The 12417-nt window shown below is 55.9% G+C and carries 10 protein-coding genes; 5 read left to right on the plus strand and 5 right to left on the minus strand.

Features of this window, described 5'->3' with window-relative positions; translation table 11 throughout:
• Nucleotides 1–38: 38 nt before the first annotated feature.
• Nucleotides 39–1535 carry an inorganic phosphate transporter PitA gene (gene pitA, locus J4617_RS16455; protein WP_000902764.1) on the minus strand — a complete coding sequence of 499 codons (1497 nt, stop codon included), beginning with the start codon at nt 1533–1535 and terminating at the stop codon, nt 39–41.
• Nucleotides 1536–1765: 230 nt separating this feature from the next.
• On the opposite strand from pitA, the gene J4617_RS16460 reads away from it, so the two are divergent.
• The 4 genes from J4617_RS16460 (at nt 1766) to J4617_RS16475 (ending at nt 8197) form a co-directional block, all read left to right on the plus strand.
• Nucleotides 1766–2962, plus strand: coding sequence for an NAD(P)/FAD-dependent oxidoreductase (locus tag J4617_RS16460; RefSeq protein ID WP_000439230.1), 1197 nt, complete (start codon nt 1766–1768; stop codon nt 2960–2962).
• 305 nt (nt 2963–3267) lie between these two features.
• A complete protein-coding gene (locus tag J4617_RS16465; RefSeq protein ID WP_000359836.1) occupies nt 3268–4335 on the plus strand; it encodes an HlyD family efflux transporter periplasmic adaptor subunit in 1068 nt (355 codons plus the stop codon).
• Nucleotides 4332–7073 (plus strand): ribosome-associated ATPase/putative transporter RbbA, encoded by a 2742-nt coding sequence (gene rbbA, locus J4617_RS16470; protein ID WP_017465327.1) that lies wholly within the window; start codon nt 4332–4334, stop codon nt 7071–7073. The genes J4617_RS16465 and rbbA overlap by 4 nt, the downstream gene beginning before the upstream one ends.
• Nucleotides 7073–8197, plus strand: coding sequence for an ABC transporter permease (locus tag J4617_RS16475; RefSeq protein WP_001214750.1), 1125 nt, complete (start codon nt 7073–7075; stop codon nt 8195–8197). The genes rbbA and J4617_RS16475 overlap by 1 nt, the downstream gene beginning before the upstream one ends.
• A 101-nt stretch (nt 8198–8298) precedes the next feature.
• Here the strand turns inward: J4617_RS16475 and nikR are convergent, their stop codons facing one another.
• From nikR to J4617_RS16490, 3 genes are all read right to left on the minus strand, one after another.
• Entirely contained in the window at nt 8299–8700 is a 402-nt protein-coding gene (nikR, locus tag J4617_RS16480; protein WP_001190057.1) for a nickel-responsive transcriptional regulator NikR, read from the minus strand.
• A 91-nt stretch (nt 8701–8791) separates the two neighbouring features.
• Nucleotides 8792–9370 carry a 4'-phosphopantetheinyl transferase AcpT gene (acpT, locus tag J4617_RS16485; RefSeq protein ID WP_000285379.1) on the minus strand — a complete coding sequence of 193 codons (579 nt, stop codon included), beginning with the start codon at nt 9368–9370 and terminating at the stop codon, nt 8792–8794.
• 51 nt (nt 9371–9421) lie between these two features.
• Complete coding sequence (locus tag J4617_RS16490; RefSeq protein ID WP_000179588.1) at nt 9422–10471, minus strand: AI-2E family transporter; 1050 nt, start codon at nt 10469–10471, stop codon at nt 9422–9424.
• Between the two features lie 89 nt (nt 10472–10560).
• Between J4617_RS16490 and J4617_RS16495 the strand changes: the two genes are divergently transcribed.
• On the plus strand, nt 10561–11820 hold the full coding sequence (locus tag J4617_RS16495; RefSeq protein ID WP_077684039.1) for an MFS transporter: 1260 nt from the start codon (nt 10561–10563) through the stop codon (nt 11818–11820).
• Between the two features lie 3 nt (nt 11821–11823).
• On the opposite strand, the gene J4617_RS16500 is transcribed toward J4617_RS16495, so the two are convergent.
• Entirely contained in the window at nt 11824–12381 is a 558-nt protein-coding gene (locus J4617_RS16500; protein WP_001245277.1) for a DcrB family lipoprotein, read from the minus strand.
• Nucleotides 12382–12417: the final 36 nt, after the last annotated feature.

Consider the following 12417-nt stretch of genomic DNA (forward strand, 5'->3'; position numbering starts at 1 on the left):
AGGCCGGATTAGCGACAGCGCTATCCGGCCCATTTGGCTTAAATAATCTTCAGGGAAAGCCAGTACAGCACGCCGGAAAGAATAATCGCCGCCGGTAACGTAAATACCCAGGCCATCAGAATGCTGGTCACGGTTTTACGCTGCAACCCGCCGCCATCAACGACCATGGTTCCCGCCACTGAAGAGGAGAGTACGTGAGTGGTAGAAACTGGCATACCGGTGTAGCTGGCAAGACCGATAGAGACTGCCGCCGTCATCTGTGCCGACATTCCCTGCGCATACGTCATGCCTTTTTTACCAATTTTCTCGCCGATAGTGGTCGCCACGCGACGCCAGCCGATCATCGTACCAATACCCAGCGCCAACGCCACTGCCATAATGATCCACACTGGCGCATACTCAATGGTGCTTAACATATCGGTCTTCAGCTTTTTCAGCAGGCGCTGGTCATCGCTGCTTACGCCAGGCAATTTCACGACTTTGTCGGTCGTGTCGGAAATGCACAGCATAATGCGACGCAACTGACTACGCTGTTCAACGCTTAACTTGTCGTAGCTTTCCACGTTTGCCAGCATCCCTTTCGCACGGTTAAGCGCGTTAATGGTGTTAGCCGGATGGCAGTGGAATTCAGTCGGTTCAGTCGCGCCCGGTTCCGGAGAGGGAATCAGTTGGTCAACGCCGGTGACGGCTTTCAGCAGGTCAGGACGCTGCTCAAAGTACGTTTCGACATTGTTGATAGCATCGCGCGTACGGGTGATTTCGTAGCTGGAGGCATTCATATTGACCACGAAACCCGCAGGTGCGACGCCAATCAGCACCAGCATGACCAGGCCAATGCCTTTCTGACCATCGTTCGCGCCATGCGAAAACGCCACGCCGATAGCGGAGAGGATCAGCGCGATACGCGTCCAGAACGGCGGCTTTTTCTTGCCGTCTTTCTTTTCACGTTCGGCTGGCGTCAGGTGGATACGGGCGCGTTTCTTAGTACCGCTCCAGTAGCGGCGCAGCAAGAAAATCAGACCGCCGGCGAATACCAGACCGACAATAGGGGAGATAATGAGTGAACCGAAAATATTGATAACTTTCGGGATGTTAAGCGCATCCACCACTGACGTGCCGGTCATCATCGCATTGGTTAAACCGATGCCGATAATGGCGCCAATCAGCGTGTGGGAACTGGACGCCGGCAACCCGAAATACCAGGTGCCGAGGTTCCAGATAATCGCCGCCAGCAACATGGAAAAGACCATAGCGAGGCCGTGCGCGGAACCCATGTTGAGCAGGAGATCTGTCGGTAGCATATGCACAATGGCATACGCCACGCTGAGACCCCCCAGCAAAACGCCAAAAAAGTTAAACACCGCCGCCATGACAACCGCCAGCTGCGAACGCATCGCACGGGTGTAAATCACGGTTGCGACTGCATTGGCTGTGTCATGGAAGCCGTTAATCGCTTCGTAGAACAGCACAAAAGCCAGAGCAAGCAATAATAAAAGCCCGGTATGTAAATCCAGGCCAGCAAACAAATGTAGCATAGGACGTTACGCCATTTTGAGGACATGAACGCGGCGCATTATCAGTGACTTTGGCGGCGCGGGCAAAGTGAAATATAGACTTTTTTTGATGTACTTCGTGCTTTGTTTGATATCACTAAAGAATTATCTTATATATTTCAGATAAATACCATTTTCAGGCGCTTTTCGCGCTGGTGCGACCACTGAGGAAACTTTACAATTCCCGCCCGAATTTGAGAGAGGAAGGCGACGTGGAAAGGTTTGATGCCGTTATTATAGGCGCTGGCGCAGCGGGCATGTTTTGCGCCGCGCAGGCAGGACAGGCGGGTAGCCGCGTGCTGCTCATCGATAATGGCAAGAAGCCAGGACGTAAAATCCTCATGTCCGGCGGTGGGCGCTGCAACTTTACTAATCTTTATGTTGAGCCTGCTGCGTATTTGAGCCAGAACCCCCATTTTTGTAAATCAGCGTTAGCCCGCTATACCCAGTGGGACTTTATCGATCTGGTCGGCAGGTATGGGATAGCCTGGCATGAGAAAACGCTGGGACAGCTTTTTTGCGATGATTCCGCCCAACGCATTGTCGATATGCTGGTTGCCGAGTGCGACAAAGGCGGCGTAACGATGCGCCTGCGTAGCGAGGTACTGAGCGTCGAGCGTGATGAGTCGGGTTTCGTACTGGCGTTGAACGGCGAGACGGTGACTACGCAAAAGCTGGTGATTGCCAGCGGCGGCCTGTCGATGCCGGGGCTTGGCGCATCACCGTTTGGCTATAAAATCGCCGAACAGTTTGGTCTCAAGGTGTTGCCGACGCGCGCCGGGCTGGTGCCCTTTACGCTACATAAGCCGCTGTTAGAACAGCTCCAGACGCTGTCTGGCGTCTCTGTGCCCTGCGTAATTACCGCCCGCAATGGCACGGTATTTCGGGAAAACCTACTTTTTACCCATCGTGGGCTGTCCGGCCCCGCTGTTTTACAGATTTCCAGCTACTGGCAACCGGGGGAGTTAGTGAGCATTAACTTATTGCCGGACCTCTCGCTGGAAGATGTTCTCAATGAACAGCGTAACGCGCACCCGAACCAGAGTCTGAAGAACACGCTGGCGATGCATTTGCCGAAACGGTTGGTGGAGTGTTTACAACAGTTGGGGCACATCCCGGATGTATCGCTCAGACAGTTGAACGTTCGTGATCAGCAGGCGTTGGTTGACACGCTTACTGCCTGGCAAGTGCAGCCTAACGGCACCGAAGGCTATCGGACAGCGGAAGTGACGCTGGGCGGCGTGGATACAAACGAACTATCATCGCGGACTATGGAAGCGCGCCGAGTGCCGGGTCTCTATTTTATCGGCGAAGTGATGGACGTCACCGGCTGGTTGGGCGGCTATAACTTCCAGTGGGCCTGGTCGAGCGCCTGGGCCTGCGCGCAGGATTTGGCGGCAAAACGCTAAGTACCATTACAAACAATAAGCGAATAGACATCCCGGACAGAGGTGTTAGTATCGATTTATAGCAGTTATGAGTATGCGTGTTTCATTTACGGCCAGGAACGCTGATGATGACAACATTACTCCCTCTTTTCCGGGTACCTACATCATTCACACCCTTTGACGGCGAGCGCTTCATCGGCGTCTGTTCGTCGTCTGGCCCCTTTTCTTTTTTCATTCTTATCCCGAATGGAAACCCCCGCTGAGCGCACGCCCGGCGGATTTTGTGACACGCATGGTTAGACAACAGGGATTACGGCGGGTCGATTATGGACAAAATGAAGCGTCATCTGGTGTGGTGGGGAGCGGGGATTCTTGTGGCGGTGGCCGCGATAGCCTGGTGGATGCTGCGCCCTGCGGGAATACCGGAGGGGTTTGCCGCCAGCAACGGCAGAATTGAAGCCACCGAAGTGGATATTGCCACTAAGATTGCCGGGCGTATTGATACCATCCTCGTTTCGGAAGGGCAGTTCGTTCGTCAGGGCGAGGTGCTGGCGAAAATGGATACCCGCGTGCTGCAGGAGCAGCGGCTGGAGGCGATTGCGCAGATTAAAGAGGCCGAAAGCGCGGTTGCCGCCGCCCGTGCCTTGCTGGAGCAACGCCAGAGTGAAATGCGCGCCGCGCAGTCGGTCGTCAAACAGCGGGAAGCTGAGCTGGACTCCGTCTCTAAACGTCACGTGCGTTCCCGTTCGCTGTCGCAGCGTGGCGCGGTATCTGTACAACAGTTAGATGACGATCGCGCGGCGGCGGAAAGCGCGCGCGCCGCCCTGGAGACCGCCAAAGCGCAGGTATCTGCGGCAAAAGCGGCGATTGAGGCGGCGCGTACCAGTATTATCCAGGCGCAAACGCGCGTGGAAGCGGCGCAGGCGACCGAGCGGCGTATTGTCGCCGACATCGACGACAGCGAATTAAAAGCGCCGCGCGATGGACGCGTGCAGTACCGCGTTGCGGAGCCGGGCGAAGTGTTATCGGCTGGCGGCCGGGTGTTGAACATGGTCGATCTCAGCGACGTTTATATGACATTTTTCCTGCCGACCGAACAGGCTGGGTTGTTGAAGATCGGCGGCGAAGCGCGACTGGTGCTGGACGCCGCGCCGGATCTGCGTATTCCGGCGACGATCAGTTTTGTCGCCAGCGTGGCGCAGTTCACGCCCAAAACCGTGGAAACCCACGATGAACGGCTGAAGCTGATGTTCCGCGTCAAAGCGCGTATTCCGCCAGAGCTGCTGCGACAGCATCTGGAATATGTCAAAACCGGTTTGCCGGGAATGGCCTGGGTTCGTCTGGATGAGCGCGTGCCCTGGCCTGACGCTCTAAGCGTGAGGCTGTCGCAATGACGTCGCTGAAGCTGGTGCCTGTTCCTCCCGTGGCGCAGCTTGAGGGGGTGAGCCAGCATTACGGAAAAACAGCCGCGCTGAACAATATCACGCTGGACATTCCCGCCCGTAGTATGGTCGGGCTGATTGGTCCGGACGGGGTGGGTAAGTCGAGCCTGCTGTCGCTGATTTCTGGCGCGCGGGTGATTGAGCAAGGGAACGTTATCGTCCTGGGCGGCGATATGCGCGATGCGAAACATCGCCGCGACGTCTGTCCGCGCATCGCCTGGATGCCGCAGGGGCTGGGGAAAAACCTTTATCACACGTTATCGGTTTATGAGAACGTCGATTTTTTCGCTCGTCTCTTTGGTCATGACAAAGCTGAACGCGAAGCGCGTATTACCGAGCTGCTGAACAGCACCGGCCTGGCGCCGTTTCGTGACCGTCCTGCCGGGAAGCTGTCCGGTGGGATGAAACAAAAGCTGGGGCTGTGCTGTGCGCTGATTCATGACCCGGAATTGCTGATTCTTGATGAGCCTACCACCGGCGTGGACCCGCTCTCCCGCGCTCAGTTCTGGGACTTAATCGACAGTATCCGCCAACGGCAGACCAATATGAGCGTGTTGGTCGCAACGGCCTATATGGAAGAGGCGGAGCGTTTTGACTGGCTGGTGGCGATGAATGCGGGCGAGATACTGGCAACCGGCAGCGCGCAGCAACTGCGGGCAAAAACCCATAGCGCGACGCTGGAACAGGCGTTTATCGCCCTGTTGCCAGAAGCGCAGCGCCAGGCGCATAAGCCAGTGGTGATCCCGCCCTATCACGCTGAGCAGGAAGAGATTGCCATTGAGGCGAAAGATCTGACCATGCGCTTCGGTAAGTTCGTCGCGGTTGACCATGTTAATTTCCGCATTCCGCGCGGCGAGATTTTTGGCTTCCTCGGTTCAAACGGTTGCGGCAAATCGACCACCATGAAAATGCTGACCGGTCTGCTTCCCGCCAGCGAAGGCCAGGCCTGGCTATTTGGCCAGCCGGTAGACCCGAACGACATCGATACCCGTCGCCGGGTCGGGTATATGTCGCAGGCTTTTTCGCTCTATAACGAACTCACCGTGCGGCAGAATCTGGAACTTCATGCCCGCCTGTTTCATATTCCGCCAGTGGAGATCCCGGCGCGCGTCGCGCAGATGATCGAACGCTTTATGCTAACGGAGGTGGAAGATACGCTCCCCGCTTCGTTGCCGCTCGGTATCCGCCAGCGTTTATCGCTGGCGGTAGCGGTGATCCATCGCCCGGAAATGCTGATTCTTGATGAGCCAACGTCCGGCGTTGATCCGGTCGCCAGGGATATGTTCTGGCAGCTTATGGTCGATCTTTCGCGTCAGGATAAGGTGACGATTTTTATCTCGACCCATTTTATGAACGAAGCGGAACGTTGCGACCGAATGTCATTGATGCACGCCGGTAAAGTGCTCGCCAGCGGTACGCCGCAGGAATTGGTGCAACAGCGGGGCGCGGCCAATCTGGAAGCGGCGTTTATTTCCTGGCTACAGGAAGCTGCGGGAGCGGCGCCTGAAACCCCAATACCGCCATCCCAGACGCCCGCCGCGTCAGGTAAACCGTCGCGGCAGGGATTGAGCTTCCGGCGTTTGTTCAGCTACAGTCGCCGCGAAGCGCTGGAGCTACGCCGCGATCCGGTACGTTCCACGCTGGCGCTGCTGGGAACGGTAATTCTGATGCTGATTATGGGCTATGGCATCAGTATGGACGTGGAGAACCTGCGTTTTGCCGTCCTCGATCGTGACCAGACCGTCAGTAGTCAGGCATGGTCGCTCAATCTGGCGGGATCCCGCTATTTTATCGAACAACCGCCGCTCGCCAGCTATGACGAGCTTGACCGGCGGATGCGTTCGGGAGAGCTGGCGGTTGCCATTGAGATCCCGCCTAATTTTGGCCGCGATATTGCTCGCGGTACGCCAGCGCAGATTGGCGTCTGGGTGGATGGCGCCATGCCCAGCCGCGCCGAGACGGTGAAGGGGTACGTTCAGGCGATGCACCAAAGCTGGCTGCAGGAGGCGGCAAGTCGTCAGCCGAACCCGGTTAAACAGGTCGGGCTGCTCAATATTGAAACGCGCTATCGCTATAACCCGGATGTGAAAAGTCTGCCCGCTATCGTTCCGGCGGTCATTCCGCTGCTGCTCATGATGATCCCGTCAATGCTTAGCGCCCTGAGCGTGGTGCGGGAGAAAGAGCTGGGGTCGATAATTAATCTGTACGTAACGCCGACGACGCGCAGCGAATTTTTGCTGGGTAAACAACTGCCGTATATCGCGCTGGGTATGCTGAACTTCTTGCTACTGTGCGCGCTGTCGGTCTTTGTGTTCGGCGTGCCGCTGAAAGGTAGCTTTCTCACGCTTACCCTCGCGGCGCTACTTTACGTCATCATCGCCACCGGTCTGGGGCTGCTGATCTCCACGTTTATGAAGAGCCAAATCGCCGCTATTTTTGGGACGTCGATTATTACCCTCATTCCGGCAACACAATTTTCCGGCATGATCGATCCGGTGGCTTCGCTGGAAGGACCGGGAAGATGGATCGGCGAGATCTACCCGACCAGCCATTTTCTGACGATCGCGCGCGGGACGTTTTCCAAAGCGTTGGATCTGTCCGATCTCTGGCCGTTATTTATGCCGTTACTGATTGCCGTCCCGGTGGTGATGGGTCTGAGCATTCTGCTGCTGAAAAAACAGGAGGGGTAATGCGCGGATTACGTAATATTTATAATCTCGGCGTTAAAGAACTGCGCAGTCTGCTGGGCGACAAAGCGATGCTGGCGCTGATCGTCTTCGCCTTTACGATTTCGGTTTACTCCTCCGCTACCGTCCTGCCCGGTTCGTTGCATCTTGCCCCTATCGCCATCGCCGATATGGATCAGTCACAGTTGTCGAACCGTATTGTGAATAGTTTTTATCGCCCGTGGTTTCTGCCGCCGGAGATGATTACGGCAACGGAAATGGATGCCGGACTGGATGCCGGACGCTATACCTTTGCGGTCAATATTCCGCCGAATTTCCAGCGTGATGTGCTGGCCGGACGTCAGCCTGATATTCAGGTTAACGTCGATGCGACGCGCATGAGCCAGGCGTTTACCGGCAACAGTTATATCCAGAATATTATTAGCGGCGAGGTCAACAGCTTTGTGGCGCGCGCGCGGGGAGATAACGTTCAGCCGGTGTCGCTGGAGATTCGGATGCGCTTTAACCCGAATCTCGACCCGGCGTGGTTTGGCGGCGTGATGGCGATTATCAACAACATTACCATGCTGGCGATAGTGCTGACCGGGTCGGCGCTGATCCGCGAGCGAGAACACGGCACGGTAGAGCATCTGTTAGTGATGCCGGTCACGCCCTTTGAGATCATGATGGCGAAAGTGTGGTCGATGGGGCTGGTCGTGCTGGTGGTTTCCGGTTTGTCTTTGATGCTGATGGTGAAAGGCGTACTTGGCGTACCGATTGAAGGATCGATCCCATTGTTTATGTTGGGCGTGGCGCTGAGCCTGTTCGCCACCACTTCAATTGGGATTTTTATGGGCACCATCGCCCGTTCGATGCCGCAGCTGGGGTTATTAATGATTCTGGTACTGTTACCGCTACAAATGCTTTCCGGCGGTTCCACGCCGCGTGAAAGTATGCCGCAGGCGGTGCAGGATATTATGCTGACCATGCCGACGACGCATTTTGTCAGCCTTGCCCAGGCTATTCTTTATCGCGGCGCAGGTTTGAGTATCGTCTGGCCGCAGTTCCTGACCCTGCTGGCGATAGGCGGCGTGTTCTTCCTGATAGCGCTGTTACGCTTCAGAAAAACGATTGGCACAATGGCGTAAACATTATTGCCGGATGGCGGCTGCGCCTCATCCGGCCTACAAACGACGACGTGCGAACGTAGGCCGGGCAAGCGAAGCGCCCCCGGCAAAGCGCTGGGGCGTTAGTCTTCTTTCGGCAAACACTGCAAGTGGCCGTGGCGCACGCCGCGCTGGGCGATAACATCATCGGCAAAATGCTGTACGTCGCCCATATCGCCCTTCAGAACGGCGATCTCCAGACAGTCATCGTGGTTGATATGGACGTGCAGCGTGGCGACGGATAAATCATGATGATGATGCTGGGTGGAGACGATGCGGCTGGCTAAATCCCGTTTCTCATGTTCATAAACATATGAAAGTACCGCGAAACCCTGTGTGCCGTGTTCCTGAGTGGCCTCCTGCGCCAGAGCGCCGCGCAGAATATCACGGATCGCTTCGGAGCGATTGTTATAGCCGCGTCGCTGGCTCAGGCTGTCCAGCGTTTCCAGTAAATCGTCATCGAGGGTGATGGTGACACGTTGCATCTGACTTAAACCTTTTGGTATGGCGCGTCGGCGCATGGGAAGCTCCGCATTTTGTAACACACGTCCGCCGCCAGAGGGAAAAATTAATGTGTCATAGCGCTTTCGTTATCGTCTGCGGCGTCAGCGTAAACGGTGTGGGGGTACAGACTGCCAGACTGAGCGTATCGAGCTGACACTGGCTGACCGACAAGGCAGAGGGCAACGTGCTGTCCACGCTGACGATTTGCCAGGCGCTGCCGCCGCGTTGTTTTACGATGGCTTCTTTACGCGTCCAGATACGCCAGAATGCCGCCAGTTGTTGCTCCGGACGTTCCGCTTCCATTTCAGCATGTTCGCCGAGGCTGAATACCGCATTTGCCAGCGAACGCCAGTTATCGCGCGGGCGGATCACTTCAATATCGCAGCCGACTTCACCTTCGTCGCTAAGCAACAGAGCAATAGTGTCGCCGCTATGGCTGAGGTTAAACCACAGCGGCGTTCCGGCGGAAAAAGCCGGTTTACCCTGTTCGCCATACACCATCTCCGGTAGCGGCGAGAGCGCACGGGAAAGCAGCACGCGCCCGGCCAGCCAGCTTGCCCGGCGAACGCCCTGCGGCGCCTGAGCGATTAACGCGTCGGGCAATTGACCTGCGCTTAATGTTGACACTTTTCCCAGAACGACCTGGTACATATCAGGACCAACGTTGCCTATGAAGAAGAGGAGATTGTAGCATCTGTCGCCTCATCCCGGTAAACGGCTTTTCGGTCGGCCTGGCCCCAGTAAGATCGCCAGTTTGCTGCCGCCTTTAGTGGTTTCCATCCAGATTTTGCAGACGCTGGTCAAAGGAACGGACAAGAGCATCCCGACCGGGCCTAATAGCCATCCCCAGACCAATAACGAAAGAAATACCACCAGCGTGGACATTCCCAGACGATGGCCCATCATGCGTGGCTCCATAATGTTGCCAATCACCATATGGACCACCAAAAAGAGCGCGCCGACCAGTACGCACTCGTAAAAACCGTTAAATAACAGCGCCTGAATCATGGGGGGAACGGCGGAAATCACCGAGCCGATATTAGGAACGTAATTGAGCAAAAAGGCCAGTACGCCCCACATTAGCGCAAACTGAATATCCATTAACGCCAGCCCCAGCCAGATAATCGCGCCCGTCCATAGACTGAGCAGCGTTTTCAGCGCCAGATAATGCGAGACGCCTTTCAGGGCGCGGTGCAGGCCGGCAATATGAATTTGTGGATTGTTTAGCGCGAAACGTAATTTATAAGGCACGTGACGCACCTCAAACAGCATAAAAACCACGGTCATCACCAGCAGCACAATGCTTGCCATCGCGCCCGATACGCCGGTCATTAATGTTGTGGTGAAGAGCATGATTTTATCGGAGTCCATCCCGCGGAGCATACGTTCCGGCGACATATGTAAATTCAGGAAGGGCATTAACTCCTGAAGGTGTAAGACCTTACGCGTCAGCTCCTTGCTGTATTTAGGCAGCATAGCGATAAATTCATTAAGCGATGCGGCAAGCACACCCACCAGCGCGGTAAGCACGATCAGCATGACAACCACCACGATAGTAATCGCCAGCGGTCGCTTCACGCCCCGGCGAATAAACCAGGTCACTAATGGATTAAGAACGATGGCAAAAAAGAGCGCCAGCAAGAGTTGTACAATAATATCCGCCGCGGCATGAATCCCGGCGAGAATAATAACCAGGGAGGCCAGTTTCAGCAGAATATGCATACCCGTTTTGTCGGGTTGAGCGGTTGCCATGAAGTTTTCCTTGTTGTGTTTTTTTCTAAGTGTAGCGGCTGCCCTGATACCGATAATCTGAATCTCACTACTGATTTTCACCGCGCGCCATGATAGAAAAGAAAACATGTTGTAAAAATGCGGTGATACTCATGCCCGAACCCGTCGCTGAACCGGCGCTAAACGGATTGCGCCTCAATCTGCGTATTGTCTCCATCGTGATGTTTAACTTTGCCAGCTACCTGACTATCGGCCTGCCGCTCGCCGTCTTGCCCGGCTATGTGCATGATGCGATGGGATTCAGCGCGTTCTGGGCGGGGCTTATTATCAGCCTGCAATACTTCGCCACTCTGTTAAGCCGTCCCCATGCCGGGCGGTATGCGGATGTATTAGGGCCGAAAAAAATCGTTGTCTTTGGCTTATGCGGCTGTTTTTTAAGCGGACTCGGCTACCTGCTGGCGGATATCGCCAGCGCCTGGCCGATGATCAGTTTGTTGCTACTGGGGCTGGGTCGCGTGATTTTGGGGATTGGGCAAAGTTTTGCCGGCACCGGTTCGACACTGTGGGGCGTCGGTGTCGTCGGGTCGTTGCATATTGGTCGGGTTATCTCCTGGAACGGTATCGTCACCTACGGCGCAATGGCGATGGGCGCGCCGCTGGGCGTGCTGTGTTATGCCTGGGGCGGGTTACAGGGGCTGGCGCTAACGGTGATGGGCGTGGCGCTGTTGGCGATACTGTTAGCCCTTCCACGTCCGTCGGTGAAGGCGAACAAAGGCAAGCCGCTGCCGTTTCGCGCGGTGCTGGGGCGTGTCTGGCTGTATGGTATGGCGTTGGCACTGGCCTCGGCAGGGTTTGGCGTCATCGCGACGTTTATTACCTTATTTTATGATGCTAAAGGTTGGGATGGCGCCGCCTTTGCGCTCACGTTATTTAGCGTCGCGTTTGTCGGCACGCGTTTGCTGTTCCCTAACGGCATCAATCGTTTAGGCGGGTTGAATGTCGCCATGATCTGCTTTGGCGTGGAGATTATTGGTCTGTTACTGGTGGGAACGGCAGCCATGCCGTGGATGGCAAAAATCGGCGTTTTACTCACGGGGATGGGGTTTTCGCTGGTCTTTCCGGCGCTGGGCGTGGTGGCCGTCAAAGCCGTGCCGCCGCAGAACCAGGGCGCGGCGCTGGCGACCTATACCGTCTTTATGGATATGTCTTTGGGGGTTACCGGGCCGCTGGCGGGGCTGGTGATGACCTGGGCGGGCGTGCCGGTGATTTATCTGGCGGCGGCCGGGCTGGTAGCGATGGCGCTATTGCTGACCTGGCGCTTAAAAAAACGGCCTCCGTCTGCACTGCCGGAGGCCGCATCATCGTCGTAAAGGTTACTTAATAACCAACGTATTGATGATGTTTTCAGCCGTGGTTTGCGCTTTTTGCTGATTGTCCGCAGGCAGCGTGACCTGAATCGTCAGCAATTGGTTATCCACTTTGCCCAGCACGATGGAAGAGTACGCCGTCTGGCCTTTCGCGGAGATAATGCTGTCCAGTTGTTGCAACGTATGGCCTTTGAGCTCAATAGACTTATTGGTGACCACCTGAAGCTGCGGGTCGCGGCTACGCTGTTGCTCAAGCAGGCGGTTCGCCAGCACCGGCAACGCTTCATCGGTATTATCGCCGACGATAACAATCACCGCTTTCTGGCCCGTCGGGTCAGAATAAACGTGCATATTATTCGCCTGGGTGCCCAGCTTACCGCTTTGATCGGTCATATCCGCCGGCAGCGAGAAACTGAGTTTGCCATCCATCAGGCTGATGGGCTGACCGGAGGCCTGGCTTTCCGCGGCGGCGCTTTCTGCCGACGCTTTTGTATCATTGTTATCACAGGCCGCAAGCCCCATAACCAGCAGGCCAATACCGGCATATTTAACCAAATTGCGCATTGACTTCTTCCTTTCGATAAACGGCCATAACGGCTC

This window comes from Salmonella sp. 32010601201800023SM (genome assembly GCF_017572235.1).
Lineage (GTDB): Bacteria > Pseudomonadota > Gammaproteobacteria > Enterobacterales > Enterobacteriaceae > Salmonella > Salmonella enterica.